Origin of the sequence: Pseudomonas sp. KBS0707 (assembly GCF_005937945.2) — a bacterium.
Lineage (GTDB): Bacteria > Pseudomonadota > Gammaproteobacteria > Pseudomonadales > Pseudomonadaceae > Aquipseudomonas > Aquipseudomonas amygdali.
The window spans coordinates 5,057,827-5,071,387 of the sequence record NZ_CP041754.1; the positions used below are offsets into that span (position 1 = coordinate 5,057,827).

At 60.1% G+C, this 13,561-nt stretch carries 18 protein-coding genes; 7 read left to right on the forward strand and 11 right to left on the reverse strand.

The features are described from left to right. Positions 1-51: 51 nt before the first annotated feature. The 9 genes from FFH21_RS24110 to nrdR form a co-directional block, all read right to left on the reverse strand. Positions 52-471 (reverse strand): hypothetical protein, encoded by a 420-nt coding sequence (locus FFH21_RS24110; RefSeq protein ID WP_004666326.1) that lies wholly within the window; start codon positions 469-471, stop codon positions 52-54. Next, a complete protein-coding gene (gene ribA / locus FFH21_RS24115; protein ID WP_004655834.1) occupies positions 468-1,085 on the reverse strand; it encodes a GTP cyclohydrolase II in 618 nt (205 codons plus the stop codon). The genes FFH21_RS24110 and ribA overlap by 4 nt, the downstream gene beginning before the upstream one ends. A 134-nt stretch (positions 1,086-1,219) precedes the next feature. After that, positions 1,220-2,185 (reverse strand): thiamine-phosphate kinase, encoded by a 966-nt coding sequence (gene thiL, locus FFH21_RS24120; RefSeq protein ID WP_004655836.1) that lies wholly within the window; start codon positions 2,183-2,185, stop codon positions 1,220-1,222. A 16-nt stretch (positions 2,186-2,201) separates the two neighbouring features. Continuing rightward, positions 2,202-2,699: a transcription antitermination factor NusB gene (nusB, locus tag FFH21_RS24125; protein ID WP_002555426.1), complete on the reverse strand. Its 498-nt coding sequence runs from the start codon at positions 2,697-2,699 to the stop codon at positions 2,202-2,204. Beyond that, positions 2,696-3,172, reverse strand: coding sequence for a 6,7-dimethyl-8-ribityllumazine synthase (ribE, locus tag FFH21_RS24130; protein WP_002555427.1), 477 nt, complete (start codon positions 3,170-3,172; stop codon positions 2,696-2,698). Before ribE ends, nusB begins: the two co-directional genes overlap by 4 nt. Before the next feature lie 129 nt (positions 3,173-3,301). Beyond that, positions 3,302-4,393 (reverse strand): bifunctional 3,4-dihydroxy-2-butanone-4-phosphate synthase/GTP cyclohydrolase II, encoded by a 1,092-nt coding sequence (gene ribBA / locus FFH21_RS24135; protein ID WP_005745957.1) that lies wholly within the window; start codon positions 4,391-4,393, stop codon positions 3,302-3,304. Positions 4,394-4,414: 21 nt separating this feature from the next. Continuing rightward, positions 4,415-5,077: a riboflavin synthase gene (locus FFH21_RS24140; RefSeq protein ID WP_002555429.1), complete on the reverse strand. Its 663-nt coding sequence runs from the start codon at positions 5,075-5,077 to the stop codon at positions 4,415-4,417. A gap of 47 nt (positions 5,078-5,124) precedes the next feature. Next, positions 5,125-6,225, reverse strand: coding sequence for a bifunctional diaminohydroxyphosphoribosylaminopyrimidine deaminase/5-amino-6-(5-phosphoribosylamino)uracil reductase RibD (ribD, locus tag FFH21_RS24145; RefSeq protein ID WP_161798123.1), 1,101 nt, complete (start codon positions 6,223-6,225; stop codon positions 5,125-5,127). A 41-nt stretch (positions 6,226-6,266) separates the two neighbouring features. Next, positions 6,267-6,731, reverse strand: a complete 465-nt coding sequence (gene nrdR, locus FFH21_RS24150; RefSeq protein ID WP_002555431.1) for a transcriptional regulator NrdR — start codon at positions 6,729-6,731, stop codon at positions 6,267-6,269. Positions 6,732-6,907: 176 nt separating this feature from the next. Between nrdR and FFH21_RS24155 the strand changes: the two genes are divergently transcribed. From FFH21_RS24155 to trxA, 3 genes are all read left to right on the forward strand, one after another. Continuing rightward, positions 6,908-7,357: a hypothetical protein gene (locus FFH21_RS24155; RefSeq protein ID WP_004655846.1), complete on the forward strand. Its 450-nt coding sequence runs from the start codon at positions 6,908-6,910 to the stop codon at positions 7,355-7,357. Then, positions 7,354-8,007, forward strand: a complete 654-nt coding sequence (locus FFH21_RS24160) for a methyltransferase (RefSeq protein WP_011169587.1) — start codon at positions 7,354-7,356, stop codon at positions 8,005-8,007. Before FFH21_RS24155 ends, FFH21_RS24160 begins: the two co-directional genes overlap by 4 nt. Positions 8,008-8,280: 273 nt before the next feature. Next, a complete protein-coding gene (gene trxA / locus FFH21_RS24165; RefSeq protein WP_004666330.1) occupies positions 8,281-9,153 on the forward strand; it encodes a thioredoxin in 873 nt (290 codons plus the stop codon). 54 nt (positions 9,154-9,207) lie between these two features. Here trxA and FFH21_RS24170 read toward each other — a convergent pair whose 3' ends face one another. After that, complete coding sequence (locus FFH21_RS24170) at positions 9,208-9,561, reverse strand: hypothetical protein (RefSeq protein WP_041924861.1); 354 nt, start codon at positions 9,559-9,561, stop codon at positions 9,208-9,210. A 61-nt stretch (positions 9,562-9,622) separates the two neighbouring features. Then, a complete protein-coding gene (locus tag FFH21_RS24175) occupies positions 9,623-10,045 on the reverse strand; it encodes a nuclear transport factor 2 family protein (RefSeq protein WP_011169589.1) in 423 nt (140 codons plus the stop codon). Between the two features lie 280 nt (positions 10,046-10,325). On the opposite strand from FFH21_RS24175, the gene FFH21_RS24180 reads away from it, so the two are divergent. The 4 genes from FFH21_RS24180 (at position 10,326) to FFH21_RS24195 (ending at position 13,493) form a co-directional block, all read left to right on the forward strand. Beyond that, the gene (locus FFH21_RS24180; RefSeq protein ID WP_004666331.1) at positions 10,326-10,913 is read left to right on the forward strand and encodes a DUF2796 domain-containing protein; all 588 of its coding nucleotides are present in this window, start codon (positions 10,326-10,328) and stop codon (positions 10,911-10,913) included. A gap of 69 nt (positions 10,914-10,982) precedes the next feature. Beyond that, entirely contained in the window at positions 10,983-11,693 is a 711-nt protein-coding gene (locus tag FFH21_RS24185; protein ID WP_004655859.1) for an ABC transporter ATP-binding protein, read from the forward strand. 1 nt (position 11,694) lies between these two features. Continuing rightward, positions 11,695-12,960, forward strand: a complete 1,266-nt coding sequence (locus tag FFH21_RS24190) for an FtsX-like permease family protein (RefSeq protein WP_004666332.1) — start codon at positions 11,695-11,697, stop codon at positions 12,958-12,960. Positions 12,961-12,968: 8 nt separating this feature from the next. Further along, the gene (locus FFH21_RS24195; RefSeq protein WP_002555440.1) at positions 12,969-13,493 is read left to right on the forward strand and encodes a DUF3299 domain-containing protein; all 525 of its coding nucleotides are present in this window, start codon (positions 12,969-12,971) and stop codon (positions 13,491-13,493) included. Positions 13,494-13,561 lie beyond the last annotated feature (68 nt).

Sequence of the window (13,561 nt, forward strand, 5' to 3'; positions counted from 1 at the left end):
GATTTCCGGCTGGTCGTACCCACTTCGTCTGGAAAAATCAGCCAGGGTCGATCAGCGGGAAAGTGCAGGAATGCGGTACAGGTAGAGCAGCACTGCGCTGGCAAACGCCAGCAGGCAGACCGGCAAAGGGTGCAAGCCGAACAGCACTGCGATGGCGGCGATCCAGGCGGGCAGCCCGGCAGCGAGAAAGGCCAGACGGCGGACAGCAGCGAGTTTGAGCCATGCTGCCGGCTCTTCCGGCGTGTCGAGTGCAGCCTGGGTAGCCGTTAACGCTCGCTTGTAAGCCCCGAAGGGCTTCAGGCTGACGAACATCGAGCCTATCCCGGCAATGAACAGCGGTATCGCCAACACAGGAATGAGCGGCTCGCTGGCACCGAAAAACACACAGACCACCAGCAATGGCGCCAATGTCAGCCCCAGTTGACGCCACCACGCCATTTCCAGCTTTTGACGCACCTCGCTGCGTGTCACGCGGGGCCGACCTCGCTTTGATGCTCGTTACCCATCATGTGTCCCAACTTGCCCGCCTTGGTCGCCAGATAAAGGCGGTTGTGCGGGTTTTGTCCGGTGTGCAACGGCACACGCTCGGCGACCGTGATGCCCATGTCGGTCAAGGCTTTGACCTTGCGTGGGTTATTGGTCATCAGACGCAACGATTGAACGCCCAGGTGCTGAAGCATCGGCAGGCAGATCGCGTAATCGCGCTGGTCGGCAGCAAAGCCCAGACGCTCATTGGCCTCTACTGTGTCAGCGCCGCCATCCTGCAGCTCGTAGGCGCGGATCTTGTTCATCAGGCCGATACCGCGCCCTTCCTGACGCAGATACAGCAATACGCCGCGCCCTTCGGTAGCAATGGCGCGCAGGGCGGCTTCAAGTTGTGAACCGCAATCGCAACGCTGACTGAACAGGGCGTCGCCTGTCAGGCATTCGGAATGCACGCGGCCAAGAACCGGCGCACCGTCCGCCACATCGCCCAGACTCAGGACGACATGTTCACGGCCGGTTGCCGACTCGATAAAGCCGTGCATGGCAAACTCTGCAAAGGGGGTGGGCAGTTTGGAAGCGGCGACAAATACGACGGGCACCGTGTGCTCCTGATCAGTATGAAGACTGGAAATTCGCAAGATTCGCATTGTAACAGCAGGTTCCTGCGGACGCTCAGGCTGAATTCTCGGGCATTTAGATCATAAAGTTCGATAGATAGACGCAGTGCATCGCTTCACTGCGCGCTGCCGAAATGCTGGTAGCCACGCGTATCGGGCGTGACATCCAGCCCTGCGCCGTCGACAACAACGACACCTTGGCCCTTTTCTACCCGGCCAATCACATGCACCGGCCAGCCTTCATCCAGCAAGCTGGCAAGGTGTCCGGACGGCAGCGTGAAAGCCAGGATGTAATCGTCGCCACCGCTGAGCGCAGCCTGCCGGGCAGACGGCAGATCGAACAACTTCAGCAACTGATCAGACATCGGCAGCCTGTCACGCTCGACGACCAGCCGGACGCCTGATGCACGGGCAATGTGTCCGCAATCAGCCAGCAACCCATCGGAGATGTCCAGCGCCGACGTCGCCCTGCCCCGCAATGCCTGCCCCAGCGCTAGCTGAGGTTGCGGCGACCAGTAGCGGGCCAGCAACGCCTCGGCAATCGAAGCCTCGATGCTGCGTTGCTTCAATACCAGCGGCAACGCACCTGCGCCATCACCCAGCGCGCCGCCAACGCAGAGCAAATCGCCGGCGCAAGCGCCGCTGCGCGTCAGGGCCGAGCCGGCTGGAACAGCGCCGAACACCGTTAGCGTGAGGCTCAAGGGCCCGCGTGTGGTATCGCCGCCGATCAAACGCAGCGAACAGCCCTGCGCCATGTGATTGAGGCCGCGGGCAAATGCCTGCAGCCAGTCGGCATCGACCTGCGGTAGGGTCAAGGCAAGGGTAAACGCGACAGGACGAGCGCCCATGGCCGCCAGATCGCTGGCAGATACAGCCAGCGCTCGCTGGCCAAGCAGAAAGGGGTCGCAGACATCAGGAAAATGCACCCCGGCAACCAGGGTATCGGTCGAGATCGCCAGCTGCTCGCCGGGCGCTAACGCCAGCAGCGCGCAGTCGTCGCCGATCCCCAGGGCAACTTCCTCGCCCACCTGCGCACAGGGCGCGGCGGCGAAGTAATTGCGGATCAGCTCGAACTCTCCCATAAAGGTCAGGCGCGAATCAGCGCTTGTGGGCCTTCACTTCGACTTCACGCAGGCGCGGTGCCAGCTTGTCCAGCACGCCATTGACGAACTTGTGACCGTCAGTAGAGCCGTAGACCTTGGCCAGCTCGATGCCTTCGTTGATCACAACGCGGTAAGGCACGTCGATGCGCTTGAGCAGCTCGAAGGTGGACAGGCGCAGGACGGCCAGTTCAACCGGGTCGAGTTCTTCGATGGTCAGGTCGAGGCAAGGCGAGAGCGCGGTGTCGATCTCGGTCTTGTTGGTGGCCACACCGTGCAGCAGTTCACGGAAGTAGGCGCCGTCGACATTGCTGAAATCGTTGTCGACACGAAACTGTGCTTCGATCTCGTTCAACGCATGGCCAGCCATGTGCCACTGATAAAGGGCCTGAGTAGCCATCTGCCGCGCTTCGCGACGTTTGGCACTTTTGCCCTTGGCAGCTTCCGGCGATTTGGCGTCGCGCGGGTTGAACTGGTCGGTATCGTCGGAAATCACTTGGCCTCCAGCTGCGACAGCAGGCTTACCATTTCAATGGCGGACAGAGCAGCTTCAGCGCCCTTGTTACCGGCCTTGGTGCCGGAACGCTCGATGGCCTGCTCGATGGAGTCGACGGTCAGTACGCCGAAAGCGACCGGAACGCCGAACTCCATGGACACCTGAGACAAGCCTTTGACGCACTCGCCTGCAACGTATTCGAAGTGCGGAGTACCGCCACGGATCACCGCACCCAGTGCGACGATGGCCGCGAATTCGCTGCGCTGGGCAACTTTCTGCACGACCAGCGGGATTTCGAACGCACCCGGCGCACGGATGATGGTGATGTCGCTTTCGCTGACACCGTGGCGTACCAGCGCATCAACGGCACCGCTAACCAGGCTTTCCACGACGAAGCTGTTGAAACGGCCCACTACCAAGGCGTAGCGGCCTTGTGGGGCGATGAAGGTACCTTCGATGGTCTTCAAGGTCATTCGGTGAGTCTCGTATTAAAGAGCAAGCCCGCCTTGGGGCGGACTTTGAGGGATATTAGGCCACGAATTGCAACTGTCAGGCCAAAAGCTGCGAAAAACCGTCTTTCGCACGCCCCGACCTGCCGGTATTTATTCGGAGGGCACGTATTCTACAACTTCCAGATCGAAACCGGATATCGCATTGAACTTCATCGGTGAACTCATCAGGCGCATTTTGCGCACGCCGAGGTCACGAAGGATCTGCGAACCGGCACCCACCGTGCTGTAAGTGGTCGGCGTCTTGATCGGTTGCTGCCCTGCCGTTTCGCGAATGTGAGCCAGCAGCACATCGCCATCCAGCGGATGACCGAGCAACAGCACAACGCCACTGCCAGCTTCGGAAACCGCTCGCATGGCGGCGCGCAGGCTCCAGCGGCCGGGCTGTTTGACCATCAGCAGGTCGCGCAACGGGTCCATGTTATGAACGCGTACGAGGGTTGGTTCTTCTGCGCAGATCTTGCCCAGGGTCAGCGCCAGATGCACATCTCCCTCGACCGAATCGCGGTAGGTCACCAGGTTGAAACTGCCCAGTTCGCTGTCCATCGGCTGCTCGGCAATCCGCTGAACGGTACGTTCATGGATCATCCGGTAGTGAATCAGGTCGGCAATGGTGCCGATCTTGATGTCGTGTTGCCGGGCAAATTCTTCAAGTTCGGCGCGACGCGACATGGTGCCGTCGTCGTTCATGACTTCGCAGATCAGCCCCGTCGGTTCGAAGCCGGCCATGCGCGCCAGGTCGCAGGCCGCTTCGGTATGACCGGCGCGAGCCAGAGTGCCACCGGCCTGAGCCATCAGCGGGAAGATGTGCCCCGGGCTGACGATGTCTTCGGCTTTGGCTTCTTTTGCGGCGGCAGCCTGAACGGTACGTGCCCTGTCAGCTGCGGAGATACCAGTGGTCACACCTTCCGCGGCTTCAATGGAAACGGTGAACTTGGTGCCGAAGCCGGAGCCATTACGCGGTGCCATCAGCGGAAGTTTGAGGGTTTCGCAGCGCTCGCGGGTCATCGGCATGCAGATCAGGCCACGGGCGAAACGCGCCATGAAGTTGATGTGCTCGGGCTGCACGCATTCGGCGGCCATGATCAGGTCGCCTTCGTTCTCACGGTCTTCGTCATCCATGAGGATGACCATCTTGCCCTGGCGAATGTCTTCAACCAGTTCTTCGATAGTATTGAGCGCCACGCGGCACCCCCTTCAATCAATTCAGGATTTGAGGTAGCCGTTTTCGGCCAGAAAGCTTTCGGTGATCGTGCCGTGGCCAGGCTCGGCGGCCTTGTCGCCCAGCAGCAGGCGCTCCAGGTAACGTGCCAGCAGGTCTACTTCCAGGTTGACCTTACGGCCAGGCTGGTAGTCGGCCATGATGGTTTCGCTGAGGGTGTGCGGCACGATGGTCAGTTCGAACTCGGCACCATTGACCGAGTTGACCGTCAGGCTGGTGCCGTCGACCGTGATCGAGCCTTTATGGGCGATGTATTTGGCCAGCTCGCGCGGGGCACGCACCGTAAACTGAATGGCGCGGGCGTTATCGGCACGGGAAACAATTTCGCCCACGCCGTCGACATGGCCGCTGACCAGATGACCGCCCAGACGCGTGGTCGGAGTCAGGGCCTTTTCCAGGTTGACCCGGCTGCCGCTCTTCAGATCGACGAAGGCAGTTACGGTCAGGGTTTCACGACTGACGTCAGCCCAGAAGCCGTCGCCGGGCAATTCGACGGCGGTCAGGCATACACCATTGACGGCAATGCTGTCGCCAAGCTTGACGTCGCTCAGGTCGAGCTTGCCGGTTTCCACGTGAACGCGGACGTCGCCGCCCTTGGGAGTCAGGGCGCGGATGCTGCCGATGGATTCGATAATGCCGGTAAACATGGGTCCTCCGGGAGAACAAGGGCTGCGCGCAAGGCGAAAGCCGGGAATTATACGCCGGGTGCGCGCACAGGGAGAGCGATGACTCGCCAGTCATTACCGACGGCACGCATTTGCACGATGTTCAGCTCCAGCGCTTCGCTCATCTGCGCCAGCGGCAGGTCGAGCAACGGCCGGGCCGATGAGCCGAGAAACTTGCCGGCAATGAATATCTGAAACTCGTCGACCAGCCCGAGACGCGCAAAGGCACCCGCCAGCCGCGGACCGGCTTCGACCAGCACTTCATTGACACCACGCGTGGCCAGTTCGCCCATCAACTTGCGCAGGTCCACATGACCGGCGCTGTCAGCCAGTGCCAGCATTTCGTGGCCTTCTTCCTGATAGCGACCTCGCGCCGACGCCGCAGCACAGGTCACGACCAGCGCACTGCCCGCCTGAAAGAACGGCGCGTCCAGCGGTACGCGCAGACGACCGTCAATCAATACCCGCAGGGGCGGACGCGCAGCGGCCAGCGCGGTCAATTCTGCATTGAGACCCAACTCATCGGGGCGCACGGTGAGGCGGGCCTTGTCGGCCAGCACCGTATCGGCTCCGGTCAGCACTACGCTCGACTGCGCGCGCAGACGCTGAACGGCGGAACGCGCCTCGGGACCGGTGATCCACTGGCTTTCGCCGCTGGCCATAGCGGTTCGGCCATCCAGGCTCATGGCCATCTTCACGCGTATGTAGGGCTGTCCGGTTTCCATGCGCTTGAGAAAGCCTTTGTTCAGCGCTCGCGCTTCGCTTTCCAGCACGCCGCACTGAACGCCGATACCGGCATTCATCAGGCGCAACAGGCCACGACCGGACACTTCAGGGTTGGGGTCCTGCATGGCCGCGACGACCCGCGCCAGCCCGGCGTTGACCAGCGCATCGGCACAGGGCGGCGTGCGCCCCTGATGGCTGCACGGTTCAAGGGTGACGTAGGCGGTCGCGCCTCTGGCAAGTTCGCCGGCCTGGCGCAGGGCATGCACTTCGGCATGCGGCTCGCCAGCCCGTACATGCCAGCCCTCACCGACGATCTGGCCGTCACGCACAATAACGCAGCCGACGCGCGGGTTGGGGTGCGTGGAGTAGAGCCCGTTACGCGCCAGCTCCAGCGCACGCGCCATGTAATGAACGTCGAGAGCCGCCAGTTCAGTCAGCAATGCACTTATTCCTTACCCGGCTCGCGGGCCAGACGGTCGATTTCTTCACGAAATTCGTTGAGGTCCTGAAAGCGGCGGTACACCGAGGCGAAGCGGATGTAGGCCACTTCATCGAGCTTTTGCAGCTCGGCCATGACCAGTTCGCCAACCACCAGCGATTTGACTTCGCGCTCGCCGGTCGCTCGCAGCTTGTGCTTGATGTGCACCAGTGCCGCCTCAAGGCGCTCGACACTCACCGGACGCTTTTCAAGCGCACGTTGCATACCGGCGCGCAGTTTTTCTTCATCGAAAGGCTGACGACTGCCATCCTGTTTGATCAGACGCGGCAAAACCAGCTCGGCAGTTTCGAACGTCGTGAAGCGCTCGCCGCAGGCCAGACACTCGCGTCGGCGGCGTACTTGCTCGCCTTCGGCGACGAGGCGGGAGTCGATGACTTTGGTGTCATTGGCACCGCAGAAGGGACAGTGCATGGTGGCTGGCAACGAAAGAATGAGGAGCGCCATGTTAGCGCATCCTGCTGGCAAGACAAGGCTGAGGGTTTACGGTATATAGACGCGCATTAAAGCGATGTGAAATTGCCTGCGCTCGGTAATACTGCATGCATGGCGTCACTCAGCCTTTCGATTTTTGTCTTGTGGAGCTCTTGATGACGTTACGCCCCGTTATTCTACTCGGCCTCATTGGCTTGCTGGCCGCGTGCAGCAGCAATGACGCGCCAAAACCGGCTGCGGCACCGCCCGTCGCCCCGGCAATCAAAGTGCCTGCCGGGCCCGGCCCGCTGCAACCGTACCAACGTGAACTCAGCGGGCAACTGCTCGGCGTACCTGCCGGGGCCGAGGTCGAACTGGCGATGCTGGTGATCGACGAGCGAGGCCGTCCACAGAAGCTGCTGACCAACACCTTGCTGAAGGGCAACGGCCAGTCATTGCCGTTCCAGTTACGCTTCAACCCTGAAGCCTTTCCGGTAGGCGGGCGTGTCGAACTGCGCGGCCGCGCCAGTCAGTCGGGGCAATTGATACTGCACCTGCCGTCGATGCGCATCGACCAGCCCACCACTCAGGCACTGGGGCAATTGCAATTCATCAAGGCGCCATGATTGCTCCGCGACATCTTCAGGACGCGCTGAGCGAACTGCTCGGCGACGCCCGGCTGGTTGTCACAACGTTGACGGGCACTGAGCTGAAACTGTGGCTGATCGACGATGCCAACATGGACCGTGCCTTCAGCCCGGATGAAACGAGCCGCATTCTGGAAGAGCCACCGTACTGGAGCTTCTGCTGGGCCAGCGGCCTGGCTCTGGCGCGTTTTCTGGCCGAAAACCCGCACTGGGTAGAAGGCAAGCGGGTACTGGATTTCGGGGCTGGTTCGGGCGTGGCAGGTATTGCCGCGCTCAGGGCAGGGGCACTTGAGGTGGTGGCCTGTGATCTCGACCCGTTGGCGATCGCTGACTGCCGGGCCAATGCCGAACTCAACCAGGTGCAGTTAAGCTACTCGACGGATTTTTTCGCCGAAGCGGATCGCTTTGATCTGATTCTGGTTGCCGACGTGCTCTACGACCGCGCCAACCTGCCGCTGCTGGATCAATTTCTGTCCCGGGGCCGCGAAGCACTGGTGGCAGACTCCCGCGTGCGCGACTTCAAGCACGCTGCTTACCAGCGCCTGACGATGCTGCATGCGCACACCCTGCCGGACCTGGCTGAACCCCACGAGTTTCGGGATGTGAGTCTGTATCACGCGGCGCGGTGAGCGCTAAATAACAGTTCAGAATCGCTCAGCTAAACGGTTTCTGTAGGAGCGAACTTGTTCGCGAAGGAGGTCGTTCAAACGATAAATTTCCAGAGAATTTTCCGTCCCTTTCGCGAACACGTTCGCTCCCACGGCCTTCGGCCAGAATCAAAAGCAGATGTGTGGATAGCGCTGTGGGTGCGGGGCAAGGATGATGCCCCACCGCCGACGCCGCTTTCAGCATTGCCCTGCGGGCTTTATAGTTGGCGGCATTCAGATTCTTCGAGACGTGCAATGAGCCAGGAAACTGCTTACATCTTCGACGCAACCGCCGCGAACTTTGATCAAATGGTGATCGACAAATCGTTCGACCAGCCCGTGCTGGTCGATTTCTGGGCCGAGTGGTGTGCGCCCTGCAAGGTCTTGATGCCCCTGCTGCAGCAAATCACCGAGAGTTATCAGGGCGAATTGCTGCTCGCCAAGGTGAATTGCGACATCGAGCAGGACATTGTTGCGCGCTTCGGTATTCGTAGCCTGCCGACCGTGGTGCTGTTCAAGGACGGCCAGCCGGTGGATGGTTTTGCCGGAGCCCAGTCTGAATCGGAAATCCGCAAGATTCTCGAACAGCATGTCGTCATGCCGCCTCCGTCGGCCGCCGATCCACTCAAGCAAGCGCAAGAGCTGTTTGCCGAAAGCCGTTTTGCCGAAGCCGAAGCACTGCTCAAGGCGCTGTTGGGCGAAGACAACACCAATGCCGCAGCACTGATTCTGTATGCGCGCTGCCTGGCAGAACGTGGCGAACTGAGCGAGGCAAAGGCAGTGCTGGACGCCGTTACCGGTGATGCACACAAAGCCGAGCTGGCGGGTGCCAAGGCGCAACTGACGTTCCTGGCACAAGCGGCCACCCTGCCGGATGTGGCCGAATTGAAAAGTCGTCTGGCGCAAAACCCTCAGGATGACGAAGCGGTGCATCAACTGGCGATTCAGCAATTGTCGCGTCAACAGTACGAAGCCGCGCTGGATGGCCTGCTCAAACTGTTCATTCGCAATCGCAATTACGCCGAGGGCCTGCCGCACAAGACGCTGCTGCAAGTGTTCGACCTGCTGGGCAATGAGCATCCACTGGTGACCGCATACCGTCGCAAGCTGTTCGCCGCGCTGTATTAAGCCAGCTTGCCACCGGCACCGCGCGGGTGCCAGTGACTGAACAACCAGGTCAGATCACGTCGCGTCGACCCAGCTGTACAGCGGCGCATCCCCGCCGCTCTCGACCTTCACGTTCGCAGAGTGACGCAGGCGCACCAGCAAATGCTTGCCTGCCGCGATACTGCCGGCCAGCCCTTCCAGTTGCCCCAGCAGATCCGGCCCACTCATCTGCCCGGCCTTTTGCAACAACTCCTGTGCGACCTGCCACAGCCTGTCGTCCTGGTTGAGCGGCTTGCTCTCGACCACGGCGGCCGATAAGTCGGGAGCTGCCGCCTTGAGCTGCGCGCCCAGTTGCGCCCAGTCGCCTTCGTCCAGTTCAAGAGTCAAATCCACCGGCCACTGGCCTACGGTTCCACGAATACGCAACATGATGTGTACCTGCTGACAGTCAGGCATACATGCTCCCACAGGCTGGCGCGCATGCCCATGATCAACCGTAACGCCACTGGCTGATGACCGGCTCTTTGCCGTTCATGAAGTTGCCAAGCGCCCGCACGTCATAGACATTTTCCCAATGCTCGACAATTTTGCCATCACGAAACCGCCACAGGCCGCAAAACGGCATGATGATCTTCCGGCCCTCGCAACTGGCGCGCATCTCTCCCAGCGCCGAGCCATAGTGCTCGTTGGCAATGATGTCGTGGACATCCATGTAGAGGGTCTGACGTGTGCGCCTGATCAGATTGATTTCGTGGGAAAGCACTGCGTCCTTGCCAATGGCTATGGACAAGCCACCACCAGCGCCCTGATCGGCTTTGTGCAGCACAATGTCAGCGTCGGCGAATTCGGTAATTCGAGTTGGATCCTTGTACACCGCACGCAGGATTTCTCTATTCGGATGGAGCTTGTTCATGAGTATCTTCCCTGATGTCACACTCGGCTGGCGATGAAAACCCTCCCGGCGCATCCGGCGCAGGTACAGCGATTTTCATTTTTCAGAGTAGGACCTGATGACGCAAAGGCTGAGACTACTTCAGCATAAGCACGGGCCAGGGTATTCCAGATAACGCCGCCAGATAACGGTCCATGAAGACCGGATAGTCCAGTGCTTGAACAAAAACACGTCCACGCACACCGGCACTTGTTATAAGATCACATAACAAATTTCATCAATATTGTCCCCGGAGTCCGCTATGCGCCGTTTGCTACTCGCCTTGCCTTTCGCCCTGTTGCCACTCGTTGCTGCTCACGCAGCCGAAGTACATGCCCATGATCACGGCGATGAACACGGCAGTCTGGGAGCCCACGAGCATGGCGTAGGACGTCTGGATGTGGTGCTGGAAGGCAAGACGCTGGAATTTGAATTCGACAGCCCGGCCATGAATATCGTCGGTTTCGAGCACGTTGCAACTTCGGATGAAGACAAGGCCAAAGTCGCCAAGGCGCGCGAGTTGCTACTCAAGCCCAACGCGCTGTTCAGCATCGCCGATGCTGCCAATTGCTCGGCCACCTCGGTGAAACTGGAAAGCCCGCTGTTCGGCGACAAGGATGACGATCACGATGAGCACGCCAAGGGCGGCGATGCCGATCATCATGAGCACAGCGAAATTCACGGTCACTACAAGTTCGTCTGTGACGCACCGGCCGTTCTGAAGAGGCTCGACCTGTCACAAATCTTCAAAACCTTTCCCGACACCAAGAAGCTTCAGGTACAACTGATCTCGCCAGGCGGCCAATCGGGCGCAGAAGTGATCGCAGCCAACCCAACGCTGAAATTCTGATCGCACTCTGCGGTACAACGACCGGGCCTGGCCCGGTCTTTTAATTTCCAACCTAGCGTGAGTCAGCCCATGACCCAAGCACTGATCGAGCTATCGAACCTGAGCTTCAACTGGCCAGGCCATCCGCAGTTACTGGACATCCCTGAATTTCGCCTGCAAACCGGCGAAACCCTGTTCCTCAAAGGCCCCAGCGGCAGCGGCAAAACCACTTTGCTGGGCCTGCTGGGCGGCGTGCAAAAACCTGTCAGCGGCAGCATTCGCCTGTTGAATCAGGACCTGTCGACACTGTCGGCGGCAGCACGTGATCGCTTCCGAGTCGATCACACCGGCTACATCTTTCAGCAGTTCAATTTGTTGCCGTTTCTGTCGGTGCGAGAAAACATCGAGCTGCCCTGCCACTTTTCCAACGTCCGCGCCGAGCGTGCGAAGCAACGCCACGGCAGCGTCGAAAAAGCGACCACCACCCTGCTCGCCCACTTGGGCCTGAAAGACCCGGCGATGCTGACGCGACGTGCCGACTCACTGTCCATCGGCCAGCAACAACGCGTGGCCGCGGCCCGTGCGCTTATCGGTCAACCTGAACTGGTGATCGCCGACGAACCCACTTCGGCGCTGGACGCCGACTCTCGCGAAGCGTTCATTCGCCTGCTGTTCGCCGAATGCCGCGAGGCCGGGGCCAGCCTGCTGTTTGTCAGTCATGACCAGAGCCTGGCACCGCTGTTTGATCGCAACCTGTCGCTCAGCGATCTGAATCGCGCCGCCGTCGCCGTGGAGATTTGAGATGTATCTGTTTCGTCTGGCCATGGCCAGCCTGGCCAACCGCCGTTTCACCGCGTTTCTCACTGCCTTCGCCATTGCGCTGTCGGTGTGCCTGTTACTGGCCGTAGAGCGGGTGCGCACCGAAGCCCGCTCCAGCTTCGCCAGCACCATCAGCGGTACCGACCTGATCGTCGGCGCACGTTCCGGTTCGATCAACCTGTTGCTGTACTCGGTATTTCGCATCGGCAACGCCACCAACAACATTCGCTGGGACAGCTTTGAGCATTTTGCCCAGAGCAAACAGGTCAAATGGGCGATCCCGGTTTCGCTGGGCGACTCCCATCGTGGCTATCGGGTAATGGGCACCAACGAAGCGTATTTCGAGCATTACCAGTTCGGTCGCCAACAGCATCTGGAAATGGCCGAAGGACGTGAATTCAAGACCGATCCCTTTGAGGTAGTGCTGGGTTCGGAGGTCGCCAAGGCGCTGCATTATAAATTGGGAGACAAACTGGTATTGGCGCACGGTGTCGCGGCGATCAGTCTGGTCAAGCATGACGACAAGCCGTTCACCGTGGTCGGCATACTCAAGCCGACCGGTACACCGGTGGACCGCACGCTGCATATCAGCCTGGGCGGCATGGAAGCCATTCATATCGATTGGCACAACGGCGCACCGGCGCGAGGCAACGAGCGTATCTCTGCCGATCAGGCACGCAATATGGATCTGACGCCGACTGCGATCACCGCCTTCATGCTGGGTTTGAACAGCAAGATCTCAACCTTCAGCCTGCAACGCGAAATCAACGAATACCGTGGCGAGCCCATGCTGGCGATTCTGCCCGGCGTGGCGCTGCAAGAGCTGTGGAGCCTGATGGGCACCGCTGAAAAGGCACTGTTCGTAATTTCGCTGTTCGTGGTGCTGACCGGTCTGATCGGCATGCTGACCGCGATTCTCACCAGCCTCAATGAACGACGCCGGGAGATGGCCATCCTGCGCTCGGTCGGCGCACGGCCCTGGCATATCGCAAGTCTGCTTATACTTGAAGCCTTCGCCCTGGCACTTGCGGGTGTCATCAGCGGCCTCGCACTGCTCTATATCGGCATCTTCGTGGCCAGAGACTACGTGCTCGACAACTACGGTCTGTACCTGTCGTCTATGCCACCTGGCCAATATGAATGGACCCTGCTCGGTGCCATTCTCGGTTGCGCGCTGTTGATGGGAACCGTGCCAGCCTGGCGAGCCTACAGGCAGTCACTGGCCGATGGACTGTCAATTCGTTTATGAGGACCTTCATGATGCGGCGCATGCTACTCACTCTGCTGCTTTCGGTTTCCACTCAACTGTGGGCCGCCGAGCCGCGTGAACTGACCTGGAATGACATGATTCCACCCGATGCACCCGTGGTGAAGCCGGTAACGGCTCCGATACACGATATGTCCAAGCTGTCCGATGCACTGGCCATGGAGGCAGCTCCTGCGGCCCATCAACTGGCTCCGCATGCGCCAGTGGTCAAGGCACTGGATGGCAAGCTGGTGCGTTTACCGGGCTACATCGTGCCACTTGAGGTCAGCGAGGAAGGCAGAGTGACGGAGTTTTTGCTGGTGCCGTATTTCGGTGCCTGCATCCATGTGCCGCCGCCGCCAGCGAACCAGATCGTGCATGTCACGAGTGAGCTGGGTGTGAAGGTCGATGAGCTGTATCAGCCGTACTGGATCGAAGGACCGATGCAGGCCAAATCGTCTACCAGCGAACTGGCAGAAGCGGGTTATCAGATGCAGGCAGACAAGATACTTGTCTACGAGTTGCCGGATTCATAAGGATGACGAGGTTCCCAGCGATTTCATTGAGCTGAGTCAAAGTCGCCGCTCGACAGCGCTTTAACATT

Coding starts and splice junctions, on each gene's coding strand:
- FFH21_RS24180 (WP_004666331.1), top strand. CDS start 10,326: ATGCGCCGTTTGCTACTCGCCTTGCCTTTCGCCCTGTTGCCACTCGTT.
- FFH21_RS24190 (WP_004666332.1), top strand. CDS start 11,695: ATGTATCTGTTTCGTCTGGCCATGGCCAGCCTGGCCAACCGCCGTTTC.
- ribD (WP_161798123.1), bottom strand. CDS start 6,225: ATGGCGCGTGCGCTGGAGCTGGCGCGTAACGGGCTCTACTCCACGCAC.
- thiL (WP_004655836.1), bottom strand. CDS start 2,185: ATGGGAGAGTTCGAGCTGATCCGCAATTACTTCGCCGCCGCGCCCTGT.
- FFH21_RS24175 (WP_011169589.1), bottom strand. CDS start 10,045: ATGAACAAGCTCCATCCGAATAGAGAAATCCTGCGTGCGGTGTACAAG.
- trxA (WP_004666330.1), top strand. CDS start 8,281: ATGAGCCAGGAAACTGCTTACATCTTCGACGCAACCGCCGCGAACTTT.
- FFH21_RS24195 (WP_002555440.1), top strand. CDS start 12,969: ATGATGCGGCGCATGCTACTCACTCTGCTGCTTTCGGTTTCCACTCAA.
- FFH21_RS24185 (WP_004655859.1), top strand. CDS start 10,983: ATGACCCAAGCACTGATCGAGCTATCGAACCTGAGCTTCAACTGGCCA.
- FFH21_RS24140 (WP_002555429.1), bottom strand. CDS start 5,077: ATGTTTACCGGCATTATCGAATCCATCGGCAGCATCCGCGCCCTGACT.
- FFH21_RS24170 (WP_041924861.1), bottom strand. CDS start 9,561: ATGTTGCGTATTCGTGGAACCGTAGGCCAGTGGCCGGTGGATTTGACT.
- FFH21_RS24160 (WP_011169587.1), top strand. CDS start 7,354: ATGATTGCTCCGCGACATCTTCAGGACGCGCTGAGCGAACTGCTCGGC.
- FFH21_RS24155 (WP_004655846.1), top strand. CDS start 6,908: ATGACGTTACGCCCCGTTATTCTACTCGGCCTCATTGGCTTGCTGGCC.
- nrdR (WP_002555431.1), bottom strand. CDS start 6,731: ATGCACTGTCCCTTCTGCGGTGCCAATGACACCAAAGTCATCGACTCC.
- ribE (WP_002555427.1), bottom strand. CDS start 3,172: ATGACCTTGAAGACCATCGAAGGTACCTTCATCGCCCCACAAGGCCGC.